We start from the raw sequence: 24,636 nt of genomic DNA, 5'->3' as shown, positions 1-24,636 counted from the left end.
GCGCGCGCGAGAGGTGTGAAGCAGTGGTGAGTCGGCGCGGGCGCGTGCGCCGGACGGGCGCAATCGCGCTCGCGACGGCGATCATCGCCGGGGGGCTGGCGGCGTGCGGTTCCGGGGGCCACGGGCTGGTCATCAGCTTCTACACGACGGCCGCCGACGGTGCGACGTTCACCGCGGTGGCCCAGGACTGTACGAAACAATTCACTGGCCGCTTCGCCATCCAGCAGATCAGCCTGCCCCGGGCCCCCGGCGAGCAGCGTTTGCAGCTGGCCCGCCGGCTGACCGGACACGACCGCACGCTCGACGTGATGTCGCTGGACGTGGTGTGGACGGCCGAGTTCGCCGAGGCCGGTTGGGCGGTGCCGTTGTCCGACGATCCAGCAGGGCGAGCCGAGGCCGACGCGACGGCGGACACGTTGCCGGGGCCTTTGTCGACTGCGCGCTGGCAAGGCAAGCTGTTCGGAGCCCCCGTCACCACCAACACCGAATTGCTCTGGTATCGGCCCGATTTGGTGTCTCAGCCGCCGCGAACCTGGGACGACATGGTGGCCGAGGCCACCAGATTGCACGACGCGGGGCAGCCCAGCTGGATCGGCGTGCAGGCCAACGAGGGCGAAGGTCTTGTCGTCTGGTTCAACTCGCTGTTGGTCAGCGGGGGCGGCCAGGTGCTCTCCGAGGACGGGCGCCGCGTCACGCTCACCGACACGCCGGTGCACCGGGCCGCCACCGTCAACGCGCTGCGCATCCTCAAGTCGGTGGCCGTCGCGCCCGGCGCCGATCCGTCGATCAGCCGGACCGACGAGAGCACCGCGCGGTTGGCGGTCGAGCAAGGTCGGGCCGCGCTCGCCGTCAACTGGCCATACGCGCTGGCGTCCATGCTGGAGAACGCGGTGAAGGGCGGGGTGCCCTTCCTGCCGCTCAACCGGAATCCGGAGCTGGCCGGCAGCCTCAACGCCGCCGGCACGTTCGTGCCCAACGACCAGCAGTTCCGGATTGCCTATCAAGCCAGCCAGCAGGTGTTCGGCTTCGCGCCGTATCCCGGTGTGGCGCCGGGCCGTCCGGCCAAGGTGACCATCGGCGGGGCCAATTTGGCGGTGGCGAGCACCACCCGTCACCGTGCCGAAGCATTCGAAGCCATTCGCTGCCTGCGTAATCTGGCGCACCAGAAGTACGTATCGATCGAAGGCGGCCTGCCGCCGGTGCGCACGTCGCTGTATTCCGATCCGCAATTCCAGAGCAAGTACCCGATGTACACCATCATTCGCCGGCAGCTCACCGATGCCGCGGTGCGCCCGGCGACGCCGGTGTACCAGGGTGTGGCCATCCGGCTCGCCGCGACGCTGAGCCCGATCGCCCAGATCGACCCCGAGCGGACCGCCGACGAGCTCAGCACCCAGGTGCAGAAGGCGATCGACGGAAAAGGATTGCTTCCGTGACGCGCGCTGTCCCCGAAACCGGCGCCGCGCGAACGCCTTCCGCGATGCCACGACTGCGCGGCAGGCCGCCCGAACAGCGGCTGGCACTCCTTCTGGTCGCACCGGCGGCGATCCTGATGCTGGTGGTGACGGCGTATCCGATCGGCTACGCCGTGTGGTTGAGCCTGCAGCGCAACAACCTTGCCGTCCCCAATGACACCGCGTTCGTCGGCCTGAACAACTACGTGACGATCCTGACCGACCGGTACTGGTGGACCGCGCTGGCGGTGACCCTGGGCATCACGGTGGTTTCGGTGTCCCTGGAGTTCGTCCTGGGCCTGGCGCTGGCGCTCGTCATGCACCGCTCCGTGGTCGGCAAAGGCCTGGTGCGCACCGCGGTCCTGATCCCGTACGGCATCGTCACCGTGGTCGCGTCCTACAGCTGGTATTACGCGTGGACGCCGGGCACCGGTTATCTGGCGAACCTGTTGCCGCAGGGCAGTGCGCCGCTGACCGATCAGATCCCGTCGCTGGCGATCGTCGTCCTCGCCGAGGTCTGGAAAACCACGCCGTTCATGTCGCTGCTGTTGCTGGCCGGCCTGGCACTGGTCCCAGAAGATCTACTGAAAGCCGCCCAAGTCGACGGGGCCGGCGCGTGGCGGCGGCTCACCGGAGTCACGCTGCCCATCATCAAACCGGCTGTGGTGGTCGCCCTGTTGTTCCGGACCCTGGACGCGTTTCGCATCTTCGACAACATCTACGTGATCACCAACGGCGCCAACAACACCGGATCGGTGTCGATGCTCGGCTACGACAACCTGTTCAAGGGCTTCAATGTCGGCCTCGGCTCTGCCATCAGCGTGCTGATCTTCCTGTGTGCCGGTCTGATCGCGTGGGTGTACATCAAGATGTTCGGCGCGGCGGCGCCCGGGGGCGACGTCGATGGCAGCTAACGGGGCGGGTGCCCGGCGCACCGCCATCTGGGCCGTCATCGACACCCTGGTGGCGGTGTACGCGCTCGTTCCGGTGCTGTGGATCTTCAGCCTGTCGTTGAAACCGAGCTCAACGGTCAAGGACGGCAAGCTGATTCCGTCATCGGCATCCTTGGACAACTATCGCGGCATCTTTCGCGGCGACTTCTTCAGCTCGGCGCTGATCAACTCCGTGGGAATCGGGTTGATCACCACCGTGATCGCGGTGGTGCTCGGTGCGATGGCGGCGTATGCCATTGCCCGGCTGCGCTTTCCGGGCAAACGGTTGCTGGTGGGGACCACCCTGCTGATCACCATGTTCCCAGCGATCTCGCTGGTGACACCGCTGTTCAACATCGAACGATTCATCGGCTTGTTCGATACCTGGCCCGGCCTGATCCTGCCGTACATCACCTTCGCGCTGCCGCTGGCGATCTACACGCTGTCGGCCTTCTTCCGGGAGATCCCTTGGGATCTGGAGAAGGCGGCGAAAATGGACGGCGCGACGCCGGCTCAGGCGTTCCGCAAGGTGATCGTGCCGCTGGCGGCGCCCGGCGTGGTGACGGCGGCGATCCTGGTATTCATCTTCGCCTGGAACGATCTGCTGCTGGCGTTGACGCTGACGGCCACCAAAGCGGCCATCACCGCACCGGTGGCGATCGTGAACTTCAGCGGCAGTTCCCAGTTCGAGGAGCCGACCGGCTCGATCGCGGCGGGTGCCGTCGTGATCACGGTTCCCATCATCGTGTTTGTTCTAATCTTCCAACGACGAATCGTCGCCGGGTTGACCTCCGGCGCGGTGAAGGGATAACTCGATGGCCGAGATTGCGCTGGATCACGTCAGCAAGAGTTACCCCGACGGCGCCACGGCGGTGCATGACCTGAACCTCACCATCGCCGACGGCGAATTCCTGATCCTGGTGGGCCCTTCCGGCTGCGGCAAGACCACGACGCTGAACATGATTGCGGGGCTGGAGGACATCTCGTCCGGCGAGCTGCGCATCGGCGGCGAACGGGTGAACGAGAAGGCGCCCAAAGACCGCGACATCGCGATGGTGTTCCAGTCCTATGCGCTGTATCCGCACATGACGGTGCGGCAGAACATCGCCTTTCCCCTGACGCTGGCCAAGATGAAGAAGTCCGAGATCGCCCAGAAGGTCGAAGAGACCGCCAAAACCCTTGACCTGACCGATCTTCTGGACCGCAAGCCCTCGCAGTTGTCGGGCGGTCAGCGACAGCGGGTGGCGATGGGTCGCGCCATCGTGCGCCATCCCAAGGCGTTCCTGATGGACGAGCCGCTGTCCAACCTGGACGCGAAACTGCGGGTTCAGATGCGTGGCGAGATCGCCAGGCTGCAGAAGCGGCTGGGCACCACGACGGTCTACGTCACGCACGACCAGACCGAGGCCATGACGCTGGGCGACCGCGTGGTGGTGATGCATTCCGGTGTCGCGCAACAGATCGGCACACCGGACGAGCTGTACGAGCAGCCCGCCAACCTGTTCGTCGCCGGCTTCATCGGCTCGCCGGCGATGAATTTCTTTCCCGCCACGCTGACGCCCGTTGGACTCAAGCTGCCGTTTGGCGAGGTGATGCTGGCCCCGGAAATCCAAGAGGTGATCGGCCGGCATCCGGAACCCGCGAACGTCATCGTCGGCGTGCGCCCCGAGCATCTGTCCGACGCCGCGCTGATCGACGGCTACCAGCGCATCAGGGCGCTGACCTTCCAGGTGAAGGTCGACTTGGTCGAGTCGCTGGGCGCTGACAAGTACGTCTACTTCTCCACCGCGGCGTGGGCCGCGCACTCGGCTCAGTTGGACGACCTGGCCGCCGAGTCGAACGCCCATGAAAACCAGTTCGTGGCAAGGGTTCCCGCAGAATCGAAGGCGGCCATCGGACAACCGATCGAGCTGGCGTTCGACCCCGCCAAGCTGGTGGTCTTCGATGCGGATTCCGGTGTCAACCTGACGATCGCGCCGTCGGAGTCACCGTGACGTCGGATCAGGTGCGCGCACACCTGCGGGCTTACTTCACCGACGTCGCGCCCGATGCGGCGAGCGTGACGTTTCTGGGCACCGAGACCATCGAGGTGTTGCGTTTCCGCGAGCCGGACCACACGGTGCACTACGTCACGCTCGGATGCTCGCGCCACCCGATGACCGAACCGACGCTCGACATCGCCGATCCCTTGCGCGGTCCGCGCGCCGAAATCGTGCTGCAGTTGCGCGATCCCGGTCCGGTGACCGGCGTTGCGCGCAGCATGGCGATCCTGGCGGCGACGCCGGCCGTCGACGGTGTGGTGCTGGGCGCCGACGCGCTGATCGATCTCGGCTCGCCGATCTGGGCGTCCCCTTCTTCGCGCGTGCCGTTCACCGCTGTCCTGTTGGGCCGCAGCGGGATTGGCGATCTGCCGCTGGACCCGCCCCGCGACCCGGTGCAGTTCCTGTCGGCGACTCCCATCACCGCGACCGAAGCGGCGTGGGTGCGGCTCAAGGGCGCCGCGGCGATGCGCCAGGCGTGGGAGAACGACGGCGTCGACGTGCTGGATCCGAAACGCCCAGCGGCACAACCCCGCTGATGACGGACCAGCAGACGCAAAAGTCCGCGACACGCCGACGATTCGGGCGCTTTTGTGTCTGCTCGCCGACAAACCGTTACAGCCAGTTGTTGCGGCGGAACTGGAAATACAGTCCGACGCAGGCGACGGCCATCACGGCCATGATCGCCGGGTAGCCCCACGTCCAATTCAGCTCGGGCATGAAGTGGAAGTTCATCCCGTAGATGGCGGCGACCATGGTGGGAACCGCCAAGATACCGGCCCAGGCCGCCATCTTGCGCATGTCGTTGTTCTGCTGCATGCCGACCCGAGCGAGTGCCGCCTGGATCAGCGAATTGAGCGTGTCGTCGTAGCTGGCGATCTGGTCGGCGGCCTCGGAGTGGTGGTCGGCGACGTCGCGCAGATAGCGCCGCACCTCTTTGGAGATCACGTCCTTGTTGTCCATCTGGATGCGATGGAACGCCGTCGACAGCGGATTGACGCACCGGCGCAGTTCGACCACCTCGCGCTTGAGCAGATAGATCGGTTCGACGTCGATCTTGCTGCCCGGCGCGAACGCCAGCCCCTCGATGCCGTCGATGTCGGACAGCATCAGGCTGCTCACCTCGAGATAGTGGTCCACCACATGGTCGGCGACCGCGTGCATCACCGCGTAGGGGCCCAGCCGCATCTGCTCCGGGTCGCTGTCCATCCGCTTGCGCACGTCCGACAGTCCGCCGTGTTCGCCGTGCCGCACCGTGACCACGAAATCCCTGCCGACGAAGACCATGATCTCTCCGGTCTCGACGATCTCGCGGGCCAGCACCACCGATTCGTGGGGCACGTAGTTGACGGTCTTGAGCACCAGAAACAAAGTGTCGTCGTAGCGCTCCACCTTGGGCCGTTGATGCGCGCACACCGCGTCTTCCACGGCCAGCGGGTGCAGCCCGAACACGTCGGCCACTTCCTGCATCTCGGACTGATTGGGTTCACGCAAGCCGACCCACACGAAGGCGTCGTGCCCCGACGTTTCGATCTCGTGCACCTTGTCCAGGGCGGCCGCGTACCCGAGCTTGCCCGGCAACCGCTCGCCGTCGGCGTAGACGGCGCAGTCAACCAGCGTCTCCTTGGGCGGTTCGGGGGCCGGGTCCGGCTTGGGGTGCGGTTCGTGCGCAAGGGGCCGAAGCGCTTCGGGCAATGCGTCAAATCCTTGGAACACATCCACCTCCCACCGTGCGCAGCTCCCACCGGGCGGTGGTCAATGGTACGCGTTCCGGCTGATCGAAACGCGACGATCTGGTATCGGGAAAGCCCTGGTAGCGGACCGGACATCGGCGGCCGACAAGAGTGCGCTAGTTTCGAGCCGAAACCCGAACCTGCACGAACATCTCCACAAGGAGTACATCGACGTGAGCGCAAGTCCTCTCAAGGTCGCCGTCACCGGCGCCGCCGGCCAGATCGGCTACAGCCTGTTGTTCCGCCTGGCGAGTGGCTCGCTGCTGGGCCCCGACCGCCCGATCGAGCTGCGTCTCCTGGAGATCGAGCCCGCCCTCAAGGCGCTCGAGGGCGTCGTGATGGAGCTGGACGACTGCGCATTCCCGTTGCTGTCCGGTGTCCAGATCGGCGCGGACGCGAACAAGATCTTCGACGGTGTGAACCTCGCGCTGCTGGTCGGGGCGCGGCCGCGCGGCCCGGGCATGGAGCGCAGCGACCTGCTGGAGGCCAACGGCGCCATCTTCACCGCGCAGGGCAAGGCGCTGAACTCGGTCGCCGCCGACGACGTCCGCATCGGCGTGACCGGCAACCCGGCCAACACCAACGCGCTGATCGCGCTGAGCAACGCCCCGGACATCCCGAAGGAGCGGTTCTCCGCGCTGACCCGCCTGGACCACAACCGGGCGATCTCGCAGCTGGCCAAGAAGACCGGCGCGGCGGTCACCGACATCAAGAAGGTGACCATCTGGGGCAACCACTCGGCCACCCAGTACCCCGACATCTTCCACGCCGAGGTCGGCGGCAAGAACGCCGCCGAGGTGGTCAACGACCAGAACTGGATCGAGAACGACTTCATCCCGACGGTCGCCAAGCGCGGCGCGGCGATCATCGACGCGCGCGGCGCCTCCTCGGCGGCGTCGGCCGCCTCGGCCACCGTCGACGCCGCCCGGTCCTGGCTGCTGGGCAGCCCGGAGGGGGACTGGGTCTCGATGGCGGTCTACAGCGACGGCTCCTACGGCGTGCCGGAGGGCATCGTGTCGTCGTTCCCGGTGACCACCAAGGACGGCGACTGGTCGATCGTGCAGGGGCTGGAGATCGACGAGTTCTCCCGCGGCCGCATCGACAAGACCACCGCCGAGCTGGTCGACGAGCGCAGCGCGGTCACCGAGCTGAAGCTGATCTAGCGACGGCGGGGCGGTGGTATGACCCACCTCACCAATTAGGGCTACTAATGGGTAGTCAGTACGCTGAAGCGCGTGTCCGAGTTGCTTGAATCGATACAGACGCAAGCCGGGAACGGCGTGATCACCGACGCGGAGATCTTCGAGGCACACGTAGGCGGCAAGCTTTCCGTAGGCCTGACATCCCCGCTGGACACCCAGCGCGCTCTGTCGATCGCTTACACCCCCGGCGTGGCACAGGTCAGCCGTGCGATCGCCGCCGACCAGACCCAGGCCGCCCGGTACACCTGGGCGAACCGGCTGGTGGCCGTGGTCAGCGACGGCAGCGCGGTACTGGGCCTGGGCGACATCGGGCCGTCGGCGTCGCTGCCGGTCATGGAGGGCAAGTGCGCCCTGTTTCAGGCGTACGGCGGGCTGAACGCCATCCCCATCGTGCTGGACACCAAGGATCCCGACGCGATCGTGGAAACACTGGTGCGCCTGCGCCCGACGTTCGGCGCAGTCAACCTGGAGGACATTTCGGCGCCGCGCTGTTTCGAGATCGAGCGTCGTCTCATCGAGGCGCTGGACTGCCCGGTGATGCACGACGACCAGCACGGCACGGCGATCGTGGTGCTGTCCGCGCTCATGGGGGCCAGCAAGGTGCTCGGTCGCGACATGGGCTCGCTGAAGGTGGTGGTGTCCGGAGCCGGTGCGGCCGGCGTCGCGTGCACCAATCTCCTTATGGTGATGGGTGTTTCGGATATCACCGTGCTCGACTCGCGTGGGGTTCTGCACACCGGTCGCGACGACATGAACGACGTCAAGGTGGCTCTGGCGCGGCGCACCAACCCGGCCGGCCTGACCGGCAGCCTCGCCGAAGCCATCCGGGGCGCCGACGTGTTTCTGGGATTGTCGGGGGGCGTGGTTCCCGAAGAGATGATCGCCACCATGGCGCCCGGCGGGATCGTGTTCGCGCTGTCCAACCCGGACCCGGAGATCCACCCGCATATCGCGGCCAGATACGCGGCGGTGGTGGCCACCGGCCGTAGCGATTTCCCGAATCAGATCAACAACGTGCTTGCCTTCCCCGGGGTGTTCCGCGGTGCGCTGGAAGCCGGCGCGCGCCGCATCACCGAAAAGATGATGGTCGCCGCGGCCGAGGCGATCTTCTCCGTCGCCAGCGACGATCTGGCGCTCGACCGGATCGTCCCGAGCCCGCTGGACACCCGGGTCGGGGAAGCCGTCGCCAGGGCGGTGGCACTGGCCACGGATGCCCCAGACACTTCCGTCGCCCGGGGGTGAGGGTCGGCAGGCTGGCGGTGCCGCTGCTCGCCGCCGCACTCGCTGTGGCCGGTTGCGCACCCGGCACCGCGGACCGTCGTGCCAGCGCCGAAGTCGTGGTCGGATCCCGGCCTGACGCCGATTCGGCACTGCTGGCCGGCGTCTACGTCGCCGCCCTGCGGTCATACGGTTTCGGTGCGCGGGCCGCGGCGGCGGCCGAGCCGAAGCCCCAATTGGATTCCGGCGCATTCACCGTCGTCCCCGCCCTCACCGGCCGCACGTTGCAAGCTTTGCAGCCCGGCGCGACGGCGATGTCGGACAAAGACGTCTACCGCGCAATGATCGCTGCGCTGCCCGAAGGAGTGGTGGCGGGCGACTACACGACGGCCGCCGAAGACAAGCCCGTGTTGCTGGTCAGTGGGCCCACCGCCAAGGCGTGGGGCGGTAGTGATGTCAGTGCGGAGTTGAGCACGCTGCCCCGCCACTGCGATGGCCTCGTTGTCGGGACGGTCGCCGGACATCAGGAACCGTCGACGGTCGGCTCCTGCCGGCTTGCTCAGCCGCGCGAATTTCCCGATGCCGCAACGATGTTCGCTGCAATTCGGAGCGGACAGCTGACGGCGGGGTGGACCACCTCGGCCGACCCCGGCATCCCCGGCGACCTGGTCGCGCTGGCCGACGGCAAACCCGCGCTGATCCGTGCCGAGAATGTGGTGCCGCTTTATCGCCGCAACGCGCTCAGCGATCGGCAGCTGCTGGCGATCAACGAAGTGGCCGGCGTGCTGGACACCGCGGCGCTGGTCGAGATGCGCCGGCAGGTGCATACCGGTGCCGATCCGCAGGCGGTGGCGGCCGGCTGGCTGGCCGAGCATCCGCTCGGCCGCTGAGGCTTTAGACCTTCGGCATCAACCGGCCCATGACCGGGCCGAAGAGCTGCTGGTAGTACGGGCCCGCGACCCGCACCATCACGTCCAGGAGTTTGGCGTCCGTGCCAACCAGAACCCGCGCCTTCTTCTTGCGGACCGCGTCCAGGATGATCGTGGCGGCGCGTTGCGGGCTGGTCCTGGCGAGTCGCTTGTCGAACAGCTTCGCGAGCTGCTCGGGGTCGAGCCCCTCGGCGGCCGTCGCGTTGCGCGCGATCGCGGTCTTGATGCCACCCGGGTGCACCGTGGTCACCGCCACCGGGTGGCCGGCCGCGGCCATCTCCTGTCGCAGCGCCTCGGTGAAGCCACGCACGGCGAATTTGGCCGAGTTGTAGGCCGCCTGCCCGGGCACCGAGAAGAGCCCGAACACGCTGGACACGTTGACGACGTGCCCGTCGCCGGACGCGATCAGGTGCGGCAGGAACGCCTTGGTGCCGTTGACGACGCCCCAGAAGTCGACGTCCATCACCCGTTCGATGTCTTTGAACTGGCTGACCTCGACGTCGCCGGTGAAGGCGATGCCGGCGTTGTTGTAGATCTGGTTGACCTTGCCGAAGTGCTCCTTGACGCCGTCGGCGTAGGCCAAGAAGGCCTCCCGCTCGGTCACGTCGAGGCGATCGGACTTGAACGACGCGCCGATCGCCTTGAGCTGTTCCTCGGTGTGGCCCAGGCCCTCCAGGTCGACGTCACTGATCGCCACTTTGGCGCCCGAGCGGGCCAGCTCCACGGCCAGCGCCTGCCCGATACCTGAACCCGCGCCCGTCACCACCGCGACCTTGCCGGCGAACCCTTGCATGAGCACCCTTCCTTCTCGGCACGTTTGCGTCGAGGCTAGCCGGTACCAGCGGTCCCCGGTTCCCGCGGGTCGCAGATCCAGCGATCACCCCGGTCAGCCGAAGGCCGTGTCGATGATCTCCTGCTGCTCGACCGCGTGCACCTTCGACGAGCCCGACGACGGGGCCGACATCGCCCGGCGCGAGATGCGCTTGAGCCCGGTCAGCTTGTCGGGCAACAGCTCCGGCAGCTCCAGCCCGAACCGGGGCCACGCGCCCTGGTTGGCCGGCTCCTCCTGCACCCAGAAGTACTGGTTGACGTTCGGGTAGCGGTCCAGCGTCTCGCCCAGCCGCCGCTTGGGCAGCGGGGCGAGCTGTTCGATCCGCACGATCGCCACGTCTTCGCGGTTGTCCTTGGCCTTGCGGGCCACCAACTCGTAGTACAGCTTGCCGCTGGTCAGCAGGACACGGGTGACCTTGCTGCGATCACCGATGCCGTCCTCGTAGGTCGGCTCTTCGAGCACCGAGCGGAACTTGATCTCGGTGAAGTCCCGGACGTCGCTGACCGCCGCCTTGTTGCGCAGCATCGACTTCGGTGTGAACACGATCAGCGGCCGCTGCACGCCGTCGAGGGCGTGGCGCCGCAACAGGTGGAAGTAGTTGGACGGCGTCGAGGGCATCGCGATCGTCATCGAACCCTCCGCCCACAGCTGCAGGAAGCGCTCGATGCGGCCCGAGGTGTGGTCGGGCCCCTGACCCTCGTGACCGTGCGGCAGCAGCAGCACGACGTTGGACAGCTGGCCCCACTTGGCCTCACCGGAGCTGATGAACTCGTCGATGATCGACTGCGCGCCGTTGACGAAGTCACCGAACTGGGCCTCCCACAACACCAGAGCGTCCGGATTGCCCACCGTGTAGCCGTACTCGAAGCCGACGGCGGCGTACTCCGACAGCGGTGAGTCGTAGACCAGGAACTTGCCCCCGGTCGGGGTGCCGTCGGCATTCGTCGTCAGCAGTTGCAGCGGCGTGAACTCCTGGCCGGTGTTGCGGTCGATGATCACCGAGTGCCGCTGGGAGAAGGTGCCGCGCTTGGTGTCTTGACCCGACAGCCGCACCAGCTTGCCTTCGGCAACCAGCGAGCCCAGCGCCAGCAGTTCGCCGAAGGCCCAGTCGATCTTGCCTTCGTAGGCCATCTCGCGCCGCTTCTCCAGCACCGGCTGCACCCGCGGGTGTGCGGTGAAACCGTCCGGGGCGGCCAGGAAGGCGTCACCGATGCGGGCCAGCAGCGCCTTGTCCACCGCGGTGGCCAGGCCCGCCGGCAGCATCTGGTCGGCCTCGACCGATTCGCTCGGTAGCGCGCCGTGTTTCTCCAGCTCACGGACCTCGTTGAACACCCGCTCGAGCTGGCCCTGGTAGTCGCGCAGCGCGTCCTCGGCTTCTTTCATCGAGATGTCACCGCGGCCGATCAGGGCTTCGGTGTAGCTCTTGCGGACCCCGCGCTTGGTGTCGACGACGTCGTACATCGCGGGGTTGGTCATCGACGGGTCGTCGCCCTCGTTGTGCCCGCGTTTGCGGTAGCACAGCATGTCGATGACGACGTCCTTCTTGAACTCCTGCCGGAAGTCGACGGCCAGCTTGGCCACCCACGCGCACGCTTCCGGGTCGTCGCCGTTGACGTGGAAGATCGGCGCCCCGATCATCTTCGCGACGTCGGTGCAGTACTCGCTGGACCGCGAGTACTCCGGCGCGGTGGTGAAGCCGATCTGGTTGTTGGCGATGATGTGGATGGTGCCGCCGACGCGGTAGCCGGGCAGGTGGGTCAGGTTCAGGGTTTCGGCGACCACGCCCTGACCGGCGAACGCGGCGTCGCCGTGCAGCATCATCGGCACCACCGAGAACGCTTTTTCGTCGCCCTGGTCTTCGGCGCCGTGGTCCAGCAGGTCTTGCTTGGCCCGCACCAGACCCTCCAGCACCGGGTCAACGGCTTCCAAGTGTGACGGGTTGGCGGTCAGCGACACCTGAATGTCGTTGTCGCCGAACATCTGTAGGTACACGCCGGTGGCGCCCAGGTGATACTTGACGTCCCCGGAGCCGTGCGCCTGTGCCGGGTTGAGGTTGCCCTCGAACTCGGAGAAGATCTGCGAGTACGGCTTGCCGACGATGTTGGCCAGCACGTTGAGCCGGCCACGGTGCGGCATCCCGATAACCACCTCGTCGAGTCCGTGCTCGGCGCACTGGTCGATCGCCGCGTCCATCATCGGAATGATGCTTTCCGCGCCTTCCAGCGAAAACCGCTTCTGGCCAACGTATTTGGTCTGCAGGAAGGTTTCGAAGGCCTCGGCGGCGTTCAGCTTGCTCAGGATGAACTTCTGCTCGGCCACCGTCGGTTTGACGTGCTTGGTCTCGACGCGCTGCTGCAGCCATTCCTGTTGTGAGGGTTCGAGAATGTGGGTGTACTCCACGCCGATGTGGCGGCAGTAGGCGTCGCGCAGCAGGCCCAGCACGTCGCGCAGCTTCTTGTACTCGCACCCCGCGAAGCCGTTGACTTTGAACACCCGGTCGAGGTCCCACAGCGTCAGGCCGTGGTTGAGGATCTCCAGATCGGGGTGGCTGCGGAACCGGCTGCCGTCCAGTCGCAGCGGGTCGATGTCGGCCATCAGGTGACCGCGGTTGCGGTAGGCCGCGATCAACTCCATCACCCGGGCGTTCTTGTCGACGATCGAATCCGGGTTGTCGGTGCTCCAGCGCACCGGGAGGTACGGGTTGCCCAACTCGCGGAAGATCTCGTCCCAGAACGCGTCCGAGAGCAGCATCTCGTGGATGGTGCGCAAGAAGTCGCCGGATTCGGCGCCCTGGATGATGCGGTGGTCGTAGGTCGACGTCAGGGTGATCAGCTTGCCGATGCCCAGTTCGGCGATGCGTTCCTCGCTGGCGCCCTGAAATTCTGCGGGGTACTCCATGGCGCCGACGCCGATGATGGCGCCCTGGCCCGCCATCAGCCGCGGCACCGAGTGCACGGTGCCGATGGTGCCCGGGTTGGTCAGCGAAATGGTAACGCCGGCAAAGTCTTCGGCGGTCAGCTTGCCGTCGCGGGCTCGCCGCACGATGTCTTCGTATGCGGTCACGAACTGGGCGAAGCGCATGGTTTCGCAGCCCTTGATCCCGGCGACCACCAGGGAACGCTTGCCGTCTTTGCCCTGCAGGTCGATGGCCAGGCCGAGGTTGGTGTGCGCCGGCGTCACCGCCGTGGGCTTGCCGTCGATCTCGGCGTAGTGCCGATTCATGTTCGGGAACTTCTTGACCGCCTGCACCAGCGCATAGCCGAGCAGGTGGGTGAACGAGATCTTGCCGCCGCGGGTGCGCTTGAGCTGGTTGTTGATGACGATCCGGTTGTCGATCATCAGCTTGGCCGGAACGGCGCGCACACTGGTCGCCGTCGGCACGTCCAGCGATGCCGACATGTTCTTGACGACGGCCGCCGCGGCACCGCGCAGCGTCTGCAGCTCGTCGCCCTCGGCCGGCGGGGGAGTCGGGGCTTTGGCCGGTCGGGGCGCGACCCCGTTGCCGGCCGCGGGGGCCGCGGGCTTGGCGGGCTCGGTGGTCTGCGGGGCCGCCGGGGCCGGCTTCGCCGGGGCAGGGGCGGCGGCCGGCGGCCCATCGGCGCTGGTCGGGGCGGCCGGCGCGGATTCGCCTGCGGGGTCGGGGTTGTAGTCGACAAGGAATTCGTGCCAGCTCGGATCGACGGACGAGGGGTCGTCGCGGAACTTGCGGTACATCTCCTCGACCAGCCATTCGTTTTGCCCGAATGGTGAACTTATGTTGCTCACGACCGCAGTTCGCCTCAATCCTTCTGTTCCGCAAGCGCATTCCCGCGGCGCCTGCACCCTTGTCGGTCCCGGACGACCGAACACCTCACACCGACGGCGATACCCATTGTTCCGCCCTATAAAGGCTAACCTTTCGCCGCCGATCCGCCAGGTCGACCGGGTAACAGGAGGACGGCCGGGCGCTAGCCGGCTTCGTGGACCGGGGGCACCAGGTGCAGCGCGCGGGGCCACCGCGCGGGCGGGGCGCCGAACGCCCGGTTGGCGTTGCGGATCATCTTCTTGCCGGCGAGGTAGTTGCCGATGGCGCCCACCACGACCCCGATGCCCACCGGCAGCAGTTTGCCGAACAACAGCGCGCCGCGCCGCACGGTGTACTTGCGGACCCACGACTTGAGCAGTCGTGAGTTCAGCTTCGACATCGACGACAGCGGCAGGGCGGCCAGTCCCTCGGAGATCCAGCCGCCGTTGGTACGGCGCGGACCGATCAGCTGCGCGACGGCGTGCTCGCTGTTGTCGCCGGCGAGGATCGCCAGCACCAGCGCACGGCGGCGTTCCCGATGATCGGCCGGGATGTCGTAAACCACCGCCACCGCCAACACGAAGAACGCGGTGGCCTCCAGGAACGTCACCGTTTCGGCGGCCGCCGCCGACAGGGCGCTGATCGTGCCGATGCCGGGGACGGTCGCGGCGGCCCCCACCGCAACACCGCCGGCCGTCACGATGGCCAGGTATCGCTTCTGCAGCTTGGCCAGGATCTCCGCCGGGCCGGCATTCGGGTTCGCGTTGCGCAGCCGGGTCACATAGGCCTCGGCGGCCGGGCCCTGCAACCACGAGCTCCGCTCGATGACCTGCGCCAATGCCCGCGCGGACATCTTGGGTCGACCGTCGTTGGCGGTCGGCTGCTGTCCCGCGTCGGACATGGTGAAGAACCGGTTCGGCGACCTTTTCCGTCGACCCCGCATATTCTCTCTCCTGCAGATGGCGTCCCCCCAGGCTAACGCGCCCGTGGCAAATCCTGACTCGTTATGCACCCCGACCGGGTCCTTGGCTGCCGGCCTATTGCCTTACCGGGAATAATGCGGGCTGGATGTCTGCGACGGTCCGTGCCGTTCGCCGGTCCTCATGCTGTTTACCGCGCCGGGCGCGGTGTATCACCTGCGGGGCGGGTCGATGAGCCGGGTCGATTCGGCTGAGCGGCATCGCCGGGAGCGAAAGCGAAACGAGGTGGGGTGGATGACGACGGCTACGCCCCGCACGCCCGGGGGAAGCGCGAGGCCGTCACCGGCCCGGGTCGCCAACCGCTGGGACTTCCTTACCCGGAGTTCACCGCAGTCGCAGAACCCCTGGAACCCGCTATGGGCGATGATGATCGGCTTTTTCATGATCATGGTCGACTCGACCATCGTCGCGATCGCCAACCCGACCATCATGGGCAGCCTGCGCATCGGCTACGACACCGTGGTCTGGGTGACCAGCGCCTACCTGCTGGGCTATGCCGTCGTGTTGCTGGTGGCCGGGCGCCTCGGTGACCGGTTCGGCCCCAAGAACCTCTATCTGATCGGTCTGGTCGTGTTCACCGCCTCCTCGGTGTGGTGTGGGCTGGCCGGCAGCGCCGCCATGCTGATCGCGGCGCGCGTGGTGCAGGGCGTCGGCGCCGGGCTGCTGACCCCGCAGACCCTGTCGACCATCACGCGGATCTTTCCGGCGGAGCGTCGCGGCGTCGCGGTGAGCCTGTGGGGTGCCACCGCCGGTGTCGCCAGCCTGGTGGGCCCGCTGGCGGGCGGTGTCCTGGTCGACGGGCTGGGTTGGCAGTGGATCTTCTTCGTCAACGTGCCCATCGGCGTCCTCGGGCTGGGGCTGGCGTATTGGCTGATTCCGGTGCTGCCCACCCAGTCGCATCGCTTCGACCTGATCGGGGTTGCGCTGTCCGGCATCGGCATCTTCCTGATCGTGTTCGGGCTGCAACAGGGTCAGGCAGCGCACTGGCAACCCTGGATCTGGGCGTTGATCGTGGCCGGCGTCGGGTTCATGACGGCCTTCGCGTTCTGGCAATCGCTCAACGCCCACGAGCCGCTGATTCCGCTGGTCATCTTCAGCGACCGCGATTTCAGCCTGTGCAACGTCGGGGTCGCCATCGTCTCGTTCACCGCCACGGCGATGATGCTGCCGCTGACGTTCTACGCGCAGGCCGTGTGCGGGCTCTCGCCGACGCGCTCGGCCTTGTTGATCGCGCCGATGGCGATCGCGAACGGCGTCTTTGCGCCACTCGTCGGCAAGATCGTCGATAAATACCATCCGCAGCCCGTGCTCGGTTTCGGTTTCTCGGTGCTGGCCATCGCGCTGACCTGGATCACGTTCGAGATGACGCCGACGACGCCGATCTGGCGACTGGTTTTGCCGTTCTTCGCGATGGGCGTCGGGATGGCTTTCGTGTGGTCACCGTTGACGGCCACCGCGACGCGTAACCTGCCGCCACACCTGGCCGGCGCGGGCTCCGCGGTGTACAACTCCGTGCGCCAGCTCGGTGCGGTGCTCGGCAGCGCGGGCATGGCCGCGTTCATGACGTGGCGGATCACCGATGAGATGCCGCGCCGGCCGTCCGGCGACGCGGTGGGCGAGGACGCGCTCACCCTGCAGCTGCCCGGGTTCCTGCGCGACCCGTTCGCCGCCGCGATGTCGCAGTCGGTGCTGCTGCCGGCGTTCATCGCGCTGTTCGGGATCATCGCCGCACTGTTTGTGGTGGGCTTTGCGCCGTGGCCCGGCAAGGGCGACGGCAGGGGAGGCGACGATCCGCCCGGCCCTGACGACGACGTCGTCGACGACGACTACGACGATGACGAATACGTCGAATTCCTTCTGGTGCGCGAATCCGACGTCGAGCAAAGGAGTCATCCCGAGCCGCCCCGGCAACCGGTCGAACGGCCGCGCCCGGCGACCACCGGGGTCTCGCGACGCGGCCCGGCCGCGCCGGCTCAACCAATCGGCCACGCCCACAACGGTTCTCATGTGGATAGCGGTAAACGCCTTCGACAGGTGGCCGTGCGGCGCCCGCCCAACTCCCTCCCGCCGGGCGATCGGCTCACCCGGCCGCCGCGCCGCCAACACACGGCGGGGCGGCAGTTTTCCGAGGGTGAATCGTTGCGAGGCCAGCATCACCGCCCCGATCCCGACGATGACCCCACCGGTCCGGGCCGGCACTCGTCGACCGGTTAGCCCGTTCACCGCAGAACGGGCTGCGTGAGAGCCAGAAAGGCGCCCAGGTCGATCAGGCCCTCGGGGGTGGCGGGCAGATATTCCGTCAGCGACGGGGAGCGCACGATCACGGCCGCGTACTGAGCCCGGCTTACCGCGACGTTGAGCCGATTCCTGTTGAGCAGGAACGAGACCCCGCGGGGCGCCACGTCCATTGACGACACCGTCATCGAGATGAAAACCACCGGTGCCTGCGCGCCCTGGAACTTGTCGACCGTCCCGACCCGCACTCCAACCAGACCTGCGGCGCTCAACCGGTGACGTAACAGCGCCACCTGGGCGTTGTAGGGCGCCAGCACCAGCACATCGGTGGCGGCCAAGGCCCGGATGCCGTGTTCATCGGTCCACGACGCGCCGAGCAGCTGGTCGATCTCGGCGACGATCGTGTCGGCCTCCTCGGGGCTCTCGGTCGAATTGCCTTGATGCTCAACCGGAAGCAGCTGCACACCGGGCTGATAGCCGTCGAGCCGGCGGGCGGCGGTGCAGTCGTGGGAATGCAGCCTGTTCTCGTAGGAGAGCGCCGAAACCGCGGCGCAGACCGCCGGATGCATGCGGTAGGAGAGGTCCAGAAAGTAGCCGCGTTCGTCGGGCAGCGTGCGCTGACCGTCGACCAGCCACTCCAGCGCGGAGGCGTCCACCGGCTCGGGATGAGTGCCCTGGCTGACTTGCGGCAACTGCTGCGGATCCCCGAGCAGCAGCAGGTTTGCGGCGGCCGGGGCCACGGCGATGGTGTTGGCCAAACAGAATTGGCCCGCTTCGTCGATCACCAGCAGATCCAGGCTCCCCGGCGGTATCCGATTGGCGTTGGCGAAATCCCATGCCGTTCCGCCGATCACACAACCGGGTGTGTCAGCGAGGAACGCGGCGTAGGCGCCGCCGTCGATCTCCCGCCAGCGCGGTGCCCGGTGGTCGTTGCGCTTCTTGGCGATCCGTTGCGGATCCAGACCGGCGTCGATGACACAGTCCAGCACGTTCTCTACGGTGGCGTGTGACTGTGCGACCACACCGATCCGCCAGCCGTGTTCGGTGACCAGATCCTGGATCACGCGCGCCGCGGTGTGCGTCTTGCCGGTGCCGGGCGGACCGTGCACCGCAAGGTATGACGAATCGAGATCCAGTAGCGCGGCGGTGATGTCGGCGACGGTGTCGTCGCTACGGGGGAGGGCGGTGCCGCCGCGCAGACGGGGCGCGGCACGCAGGAGCACGTCGACGACGGCGCTGCGGGGCAGTTGCGGCAATCCGGCGGCCACGCGGGTCGCGGTCGCCTCGATCGAATCCCGCAGGGCCGTCGTCGGGATGGGCGGGCCTGGGGTCAGTGCGAACGGCAGCTGGTGAAAAGTGTTGCCGTCGCTGCCAACTCGTTCGAGTACCACCACTTCGGCTGGGACCGCCGGATCGTCGGCCTCGACCACCGAGACCCGCCCGGCCGCCCGCCGGTCCGGGCTGTCGGTCATGCCGGGCGGAGCAGGCGGGTGGTAGAGCGCAAAGACCTCGCTCTTCAAGTCGCCGCGCGCCAGCTCACCGCGCAGCCGCAGCCGCCGCTGCGGTTTGCGCGCGCGTGGCGGCGTGTGCCAGTCGACGCTGACCGACACGTGCTCGGCGACGAAAACATCGGTGTTATCCGCCCACTCGTCGATCGGGAAGTTCAGCCGGTCGAAGTGCGCCCACCAGAAGGGTTTGTCCTCGCGCCGGTGGTAGCCGCGCGCCGCGGCCAGCAGGGCCACCGCCGTCTGCTCGGGCGTGCGGTCGTCGACGCCGGCGGCACCGGCGAACGCCGACAACGTCATCGCCAGTTGGTCGCGGTCATCGACGGTGTTGCCGTCCGTCACGGCCTGGGCGCCGATCGGCAGGACGCCGGATTCGTACGCGCGCAACATCAACCAATTCCGCAGTTTTTGTGTCGAGGAGCAGTCGTAGTGGTTGTAGTCCTCGATCTCTTTGAGCACCGATGCGGCCTCGTCGCTGCGGCCGTCCGCCTGGAGTTCGCAGTAGCGTGCGTAGGAGGTGATCGACCCGGTGGCCGTGGTCACGTCACCCACGCGCAGCTGAGCCCCCATGTAGAGCGGCTCCAGCGCCTTGAGGCTGAAGGACTCCGCACCGGTGCGAATGCTCCTGCGCACCAAGGGGTAAAGGTCGACCAGCGTACCGCTGCGCAGCAGTTCGTCGACTTCGTCCTCGCCAATCCCATAGCGTCCGGCGAGTCGCAACAACGCGGTCTTCTCGTAGGGCGCGTAGTGATAGATGTGCATGTTGGGGCGGCGCTTGCGGCGTTTGGCCACCAGCGCCAGGAAGTCGATCAGCGCCTTGCGTTCGTCGGCCCGGTTATGCGCCCACAACGGGCGAAACTTCCCCGCCGGCCCGGCTTCGAGCACACCGAACAGATATTCCAGGCCCCACTCGCGGCCATCGGCGGTCCACAGCGGGTCGCCTTCGAAGTCGAAGAACAGGTCCCCGGGGTCGGGCTCGGGCAGCAGGGTCAGCGGCTGCGGGTCGATGACCTCGACCTGCGGAACGCCGGTTTCACGTTGGCGGACTTGCAGTTTGGCCTGGACGGCGAGCTTGCTCAGCGCGCCGGCCGCCAGGCCGGGAACGGGTCCGCGAAGATCGGCCAAGTCGGCGACGGTGCTGATCCCGGCATCAAAGAGCTTGTCGCGCTGGCTCACTCGCATGCCGGCCACCAGCAGCACGTCGTCGGACGCCCGTAACTGCTCGAGGCACAGTGGGCACCGAAAGCAGGCGGCAACACCCTCGTCGTCCCAGCGGACCGTGGCGTCGCCCGCGTAGTGCTCATCGAGGAGGCGCTGCAGGCGGGCCCGCTGCAAGCGGTAGACGGGGATCAGGTCGTGAACCCGGTGCCGCACAGTGGTTCCATCGCCCAGCCGCAGCTCGGCCTCGGGCGCAACGGGGACGCCGGAGGCGGCCAACGCGTCGGCATAGGCGGCAAGCTGTAACAGCGCGGTCACCTTGGCCGAGCGGGCCAGCTTGGTGTCCACGACCCGGTACCACTCGCCGTCACGCACCAGGAAGTCGGCGAAGCCGACGAAGCGGCCGTCGAACATGGCGGCTTGATACACCACCGGCGCCCGGTCGGCGACGGCGCGCCGGGTAGCGTCGGCGGCCGCCGCCAGGCCGGCGGGGGTGTACGCGGGGCGGCCGATGATCGCGACGGCCTGTCCGAAGCGGTCGCGCAGCGAGGCCAGTTCCCGTCGCTCGTGCTCGCTGCCGAGGTCGGCCGTCCGCGTGAGCAGCTCGTCCTCGGCGGTGACGGGAGCGGCCCCGCGGCCTAGCTTCGCGTCGAAATCCCGCAGCAGCGCGAATTCGCAGCGGGCTGCGGCGGCCAGATCCGATGCGCTGTAGATGATGCTGTCGCCGGAGACCAACACGCGAGCCACAGTAGGCCAGCGCCCCGACAGGAGGGTGGCGCGTGCCCCGGATCAGCGCGCGGGCGTGTTGCCGATGAGGTCGACCGCGTTGCCGTTCCAGTGGAATTTCACGTCGGTGTTCAAGCCGTTGATCCCGCTGGGATAGGTCAGCGCCACCGTGTCGCCCGTTGTCTGCGCCGCGTCAACGCCGTTGAATCCGTAGGTGTCGGGCACGCCCTGTGGGATGAATTGGCCAAGATGGAACAGCACCGCCCGGGTGGTCGGACTCACCGCGTTGGTGTTGGCCTTGATGATGATCGCCGACAGCTGCGCGCATTGGTTGTAATTGCCGGCGAGCGGTTCAGGGTTCCAGGGCTGCTGGCTGCGCGGGTCGCGAGGCAGCTCGGAAACCACCTTGGCGATGGTGGGCGAGGCGAGGTTGACCGCGCAGGGATCGGCCGGCGGCGCGTTGCCTGGTGGCGCGGCCGCGGGGAGAGTGGCCGGAGCCGTGATCGACGCGACCTCCGACGGGGTCCTGGCCTGGGGCGTCTTGGCAGCGGTGGAGTCCCCCGAACCGCAGCCGGTCATGGTGAGGGCGATGAGAGCGACAGCGGCCGAGCCGGTCAGTGGCTCGGCACGACACGGTAGCGACCACACATCGACGCACCGTACCGTCAATGGGCCCGCGACTGTGGCAGGCAGGCCGGGTGTGCCGACGATCACCCGCAGCGCTCAACTCCGTTGAGCTCGCGATCACACTGGGCTTTCTGGTGGTGACCCGCAGCGCTCAACTCCGTTGAGCTCGCGATCACCACTGGGCTTTCTGGTGGTGACCCGCAGCGCTCAACTCCGTTGAGCTCGCGATCACCACTAGACTCCTTGGACGATGACCCTCTCGGACAGCTCGACTGAAGCTGCCTCAACCACGTTTGCCGACCTGCAGATCGATCCCTCGGTCCTGCGGGCGATCGCTGACGTGGGCTACGAGTCGCCCACCGGCATTCAGGCGGCGACCATCCCGGCGCTGATGGCGGGCTCCGACGTCGTCGGGCTGGCCCAGACCGGAACCGGCAAGACCGCGGCGTTCGCGATCCCGATCCTGTCCAAGATCGACGTCACCAGCACCGCCACCCAGGCGCTGGTGCTCGCCCCCACCCGGGAACTGGCCCTGCAGGTGGCCGAGGCGTTCAGCCGGTACGGGGCCCACCTGCCCAAGATCAACGTGCTGCCCATTTACGGCGGATCCTCCTACACTGTGCAGCTGGCCGGGCTGCGCCGCGGCGCCCATGTGGTCGTCGGCACCCCGGGCCGGGTCATCGACCACCTCGAGCGCGGGACGCTGGACCTGTCCCACGTCGACTACCTGGTGCTCGACGAGGCCGACGAGATGCTCACCATGGGATTCGCCGAAGAAGTCGATCGCATACTGTCCGAAACCCCGGAATACAAACAGGTTGCGTTGTTCTCGGCGACCATGCCGCCCGCGATCCGCAAGATCACCACCAAGTACCTGCATGATCCGCTCGAGGTCAGCACCAAAGCGAAAACCGCTACGGCCGAGAACATTTCGCAGCGCTACATCCAGGTCGCCGGCCCACGCAAGATGGACGCGCTGACCCGGGTGCTGGAAGTCGAGCCGTTCGAGGCGATGATCATCTTCGTCAGGACCAAACAGGCCACCGAGGAAGTCGCCGAAAGGCTAAGGGCCAGGGGATTTTCCGCGGCCGCCATCAACGGAGACATCCCGCAAGGTCAGCGCGAGCGCACCGTCGCCGCATTGAAGGACGGCAGCATCGACATCCTGGTCGCCACCGACGTGGCCGCGCGCGGGCTCGATGTGGAGCGGATATCGCACGTGCTCAACTACGACATCCCGCACGACACCGAGTCATACGTGCACCGGATCGGGCGCACCGGTCGGGCCGGTCGTTCGGGAACGGCGCTGCTGTTCGTTTCCCCGCGCGAGCGCCACCTGCTGAAAGCGATCGAAAAGGCCACGCGTCAAGCGCTCACCGAGACCGCATTGCCCACCGTCGAGGACGTCAACGCCCAGCGGGTGGCCAAATTCGCCGATTCCATCACGACCGCGCTCGGTTCGCCCGGAATCGACCTGTTCCGCAAGTTGGTGCAGGACTACGAACGCGAGCACGACACGCCGATGGCCGACATCGCCGCCGCGCTGGCGGTGCAGTCGCGCGACGGCGAGGAATTCCTGATGTCGCCCGAACCGCCACCGGAACGGCGCGAGCGGCGCGCAGAACGGCGTGAGCGTCCCGAAAGACCAAGAAATGCCAAGCCTTTCGCCACCTATCGCATCGCGGTGGGCAAGCGGCACAAGATCGGCCCTGGCGCGATCGTCGGGGCCATCGCCAACGAGGGCGGGTTACATCGCAGCGATTTCGGCCACATCGCGATCGGACCGGATTTCTCACTGGTGGAGCTGCCGGCCAAGTTGGGCAAGTCGACGTTGAAAAGGCTTGAGCACACCCGGATTTCGGGGGTGTTGATCAACCTTCAGCCGGAGCGCTCGTCCACCAACAAGCCCCACGGCCGAGATGGTGGGAAGCCGCGCAGGAAACACGGCGGATGACGCTGTCGGAAGAGCAAGACGCCCAGGGCGGGCTCGAGCAGACCTCTCGCGTAGACCGGATCGCGTCCCTGACGGGCATCCGCGCGGTCGCGGCGCTCCTCGTCGTCGGCACCCACGCTGCATATACCACCGGCAAATACACGCACGGATATTGGGGCCTGGTCGGTTCCCGAATGGAGATCGGGGTGCCGATCTTCTTCGTGCTCTCCGGCTACCTGTTGTTCCGCCCGTGGGTGAAGTCGGCGGCGCGAGGCGGAGCGCCGCCGTCGCTGAGTCGCTATGCGTGGCACCGGGTTCGCCGAATCATGCCCGCCTACGTGATCACCGTCTTGTTCGCCTATGTGCTCTACCACTACCGGGATGCCGGGCCGAACCCGGGACACAGCTGGCTGGGGCTGGCGCGCAACCTGACGCTGACGCAGATCTACTGCAACGGCTACCTGGGCAAGTATCTGCACCAGGGCCTGACCCAGATGTGGAGCCTTGCGGTAGAGGGCTCGTACTACGTGGTGCTGCCGCTGCTGGCGTACCTGTTACTGGTGGTGATCTGCCGGCGACAATGGCAGCCGAAACTCGTCCTGGGCGCCCTGGCGGGAATGGCGTTGGTCAGCCCCGCCTGGCTGGTCCTGGTGCACACCGATCACTGGTTTCCCGACGGCGCACGGCTGTGGCTGCCCACCTACCTGGCGTGGTTCCTCGCCGGCATGATGCTGACCGTGCTGCAGGAGATGGGAGTGCGCGCCTACGGCGTCGTGGCCATACCGCTGGCGGTCGTCTGCTATTTCATCGTGTCAACGCCCATTGCCGGCGCGCCCACGACCTCCCCGGCGACGCTGAGCGAAGCGTTGTTCAAGACGTGTTTCTATGCCGTCATCGCCGCACTCGCGGTGGCACCACTGGCCCTTGGTGGCCCTGCCAGTGCTCAAGGCTGGTATTCGCGAATACTGGCCAGCCGCCCGATGGTGTGGCTGGGCGAGATCTCCTACGAGATTTTCCTGATCCACCTGATCACCATGGAATTCGCGATGGACTACATCGTGGGCGCCCGTGTTTACACCGGATCGATGCTGTACCTGTACGTCGCGACGCTGGTCGTGACGATCCCGCTGGCGTGGCTGTTGCACCGGTTCACCCGCGTCCGTGATTGAGGCGGCGCCGTCGGTCGGAGGCGGCGCCGGGCGCCGCCGCGCACCGTTCGTAACAGCGGCCCCGGGCGTCTCGCCGCGGGGTGGACAGGCGATTGCCCGCCTCACAGCGACAACCTCGTTAGCCGGTGTGACCAGCGGAAACGGGTTGTCGCTAGGAGGCGGGCAATTCCAATAGTGGTG

17 protein-coding genes are annotated in these 24,636 nt (G+C 67.2%); 11 read left to right on the top strand and 6 right to left on the bottom strand.

What is annotated here, in order from left to right; all coding sequences use genetic code 11:
* The first annotated feature begins 23 nt into the window (after nt 1-23).
* Genes AC5Y30_RS23730 through AC5Y30_RS23710 form a run of 5 tightly spaced genes read left to right on the top strand, consistent with a single transcriptional unit; the run spans nt 24 to nt 4,964 of the window.
* Entirely contained in the window at nt 24-1,436 is a 1,413-nt protein-coding gene (locus AC5Y30_RS23730; RefSeq protein WP_499921502.1) for an extracellular solute-binding protein, read from the top strand.
* Nucleotides 1,437-1,480: 44 nt separating this feature from the next.
* Nucleotides 1,481-2,368 carry a carbohydrate ABC transporter permease gene (locus tag AC5Y30_RS23725; RefSeq protein ID WP_499921594.1) on the top strand — a complete coding sequence of 296 codons (888 nt, stop codon included), beginning with the start codon at nt 1,481-1,483 and terminating at the stop codon, nt 2,366-2,368.
* A complete protein-coding gene (locus AC5Y30_RS23720) occupies nt 2,358-3,197 on the top strand; it encodes a carbohydrate ABC transporter permease (protein ID WP_499921500.1) in 840 nt (279 codons plus the stop codon). The genes AC5Y30_RS23725 and AC5Y30_RS23720 overlap by 11 nt, the downstream gene beginning before the upstream one ends.
* Before the next feature lie 4 nt (nt 3,198-3,201).
* Nucleotides 3,202-4,380 (top strand): ABC transporter ATP-binding protein, encoded by a 1,179-nt coding sequence (locus tag AC5Y30_RS23715; RefSeq protein ID WP_499921498.1) that lies wholly within the window; start codon nt 3,202-3,204, stop codon nt 4,378-4,380.
* The gene (locus AC5Y30_RS23710) at nt 4,377-4,964 is read left to right on the top strand and encodes a suppressor of fused domain protein (RefSeq protein ID WP_499921496.1); all 588 of its coding nucleotides are present in this window, start codon (nt 4,377-4,379) and stop codon (nt 4,962-4,964) included. Before AC5Y30_RS23715 ends, AC5Y30_RS23710 begins: the two co-directional genes overlap by 4 nt.
* 76 nt (nt 4,965-5,040) lie before the next feature.
* Here the strand turns inward: AC5Y30_RS23710 and corA are convergent, their stop codons facing one another.
* Nucleotides 5,041-6,141, bottom strand: coding sequence for a magnesium/cobalt transporter CorA (corA, locus tag AC5Y30_RS23705; RefSeq protein ID WP_499921495.1), 1,101 nt, complete (start codon nt 6,139-6,141; stop codon nt 5,041-5,043).
* Nucleotides 6,142-6,331: 190 nt separating this feature from the next.
* On the opposite strand from corA, the gene AC5Y30_RS23700 reads away from it, so the two are divergent.
* The 3 genes from AC5Y30_RS23700 (at nt 6,332) to AC5Y30_RS23690 (ending at nt 9,468) form a co-directional block, all read left to right on the top strand.
* Complete coding sequence (locus AC5Y30_RS23700) at nt 6,332-7,321, top strand: malate dehydrogenase (RefSeq protein WP_499921493.1); 990 nt, start codon at nt 6,332-6,334, stop codon at nt 7,319-7,321.
* A gap of 72 nt (nt 7,322-7,393) precedes the next feature.
* Nucleotides 7,394-8,602, top strand: a complete 1,209-nt coding sequence (locus tag AC5Y30_RS23695) for an NAD(P)-dependent malic enzyme (protein WP_499921491.1) — start codon at nt 7,394-7,396, stop codon at nt 8,600-8,602.
* Nucleotides 8,599-9,468 (top strand): glycine betaine ABC transporter substrate-binding protein, encoded by an 870-nt coding sequence (locus AC5Y30_RS23690; RefSeq protein WP_499921489.1) that lies wholly within the window; start codon nt 8,599-8,601, stop codon nt 9,466-9,468. The genes AC5Y30_RS23695 and AC5Y30_RS23690 overlap by 4 nt, the downstream gene beginning before the upstream one ends.
* A gap of 4 nt (nt 9,469-9,472) precedes the next feature.
* Here the strand turns inward: AC5Y30_RS23690 and AC5Y30_RS23685 are convergent, their stop codons facing one another.
* From AC5Y30_RS23685 to AC5Y30_RS23675, 3 genes are all read right to left on the bottom strand, one after another.
* The gene (locus tag AC5Y30_RS23685) at nt 9,473-10,300 is read right to left on the bottom strand and encodes an SDR family NAD(P)-dependent oxidoreductase (protein ID WP_499921487.1); all 828 of its coding nucleotides are present in this window, start codon (nt 10,298-10,300) and stop codon (nt 9,473-9,475) included.
* Between the two features lie 93 nt (nt 10,301-10,393).
* Complete coding sequence (locus AC5Y30_RS23680) at nt 10,394-14,104, bottom strand: multifunctional oxoglutarate decarboxylase/oxoglutarate dehydrogenase thiamine pyrophosphate-binding subunit/dihydrolipoyllysine-residue succinyltransferase subunit (RefSeq protein WP_499921485.1); 3,711 nt, start codon at nt 14,102-14,104, stop codon at nt 10,394-10,396.
* 182 nt (nt 14,105-14,286) lie between these two features.
* Entirely contained in the window at nt 14,287-15,066 is a 780-nt protein-coding gene (locus AC5Y30_RS23675; protein WP_499921483.1) for a hypothetical protein, read from the bottom strand.
* A 271-nt stretch (nt 15,067-15,337) separates the two neighbouring features.
* Between AC5Y30_RS23675 and AC5Y30_RS23670 the strand changes: the two genes are divergently transcribed.
* The gene (locus tag AC5Y30_RS23670) at nt 15,338-17,317 is read left to right on the top strand and encodes an MFS transporter (protein WP_499921482.1); all 1,980 of its coding nucleotides are present in this window, start codon (nt 15,338-15,340) and stop codon (nt 17,315-17,317) included.
* A gap of 5 nt (nt 17,318-17,322) precedes the next feature.
* Here the strand turns inward: AC5Y30_RS23670 and AC5Y30_RS23665 are convergent, their stop codons facing one another.
* Nucleotides 17,323-20,739 carry a TM0106 family RecB-like putative nuclease gene (locus AC5Y30_RS23665; protein WP_499921480.1) on the bottom strand — a complete coding sequence of 1,139 codons (3,417 nt, stop codon included), beginning with the start codon at nt 20,737-20,739 and terminating at the stop codon, nt 17,323-17,325.
* Between the two features lie 51 nt (nt 20,740-20,790).
* Nucleotides 20,791-21,375 carry an LppP/LprE family lipoprotein gene (locus tag AC5Y30_RS23660; RefSeq protein ID WP_499921479.1) on the bottom strand — a complete coding sequence of 195 codons (585 nt, stop codon included), beginning with the start codon at nt 21,373-21,375 and terminating at the stop codon, nt 20,791-20,793.
* 229 nt (nt 21,376-21,604) lie between these two features.
* Here AC5Y30_RS23660 and AC5Y30_RS23655 point away from each other — a divergent pair, with 229 nt between their 5' ends.
* Nucleotides 21,605-23,308 (top strand): DEAD/DEAH box helicase, encoded by a 1,704-nt coding sequence (locus tag AC5Y30_RS23655; protein WP_499921478.1) that lies wholly within the window; start codon nt 21,605-21,607, stop codon nt 23,306-23,308.
* Nucleotides 23,305-24,456, top strand: a complete 1,152-nt coding sequence (locus AC5Y30_RS23650; RefSeq protein ID WP_499921477.1) for an acyltransferase family protein — start codon at nt 23,305-23,307, stop codon at nt 24,454-24,456. The genes AC5Y30_RS23655 and AC5Y30_RS23650 overlap by 4 nt, the downstream gene beginning before the upstream one ends.
* The last annotated feature ends 180 nt before the right edge of the window (nt 24,457-24,636 follow it).

This window comes from Mycobacterium sp. NGS27, assembly GCF_059813005.1.
This window is presented reverse-complemented; position numbering and strand designations above follow the sequence as displayed.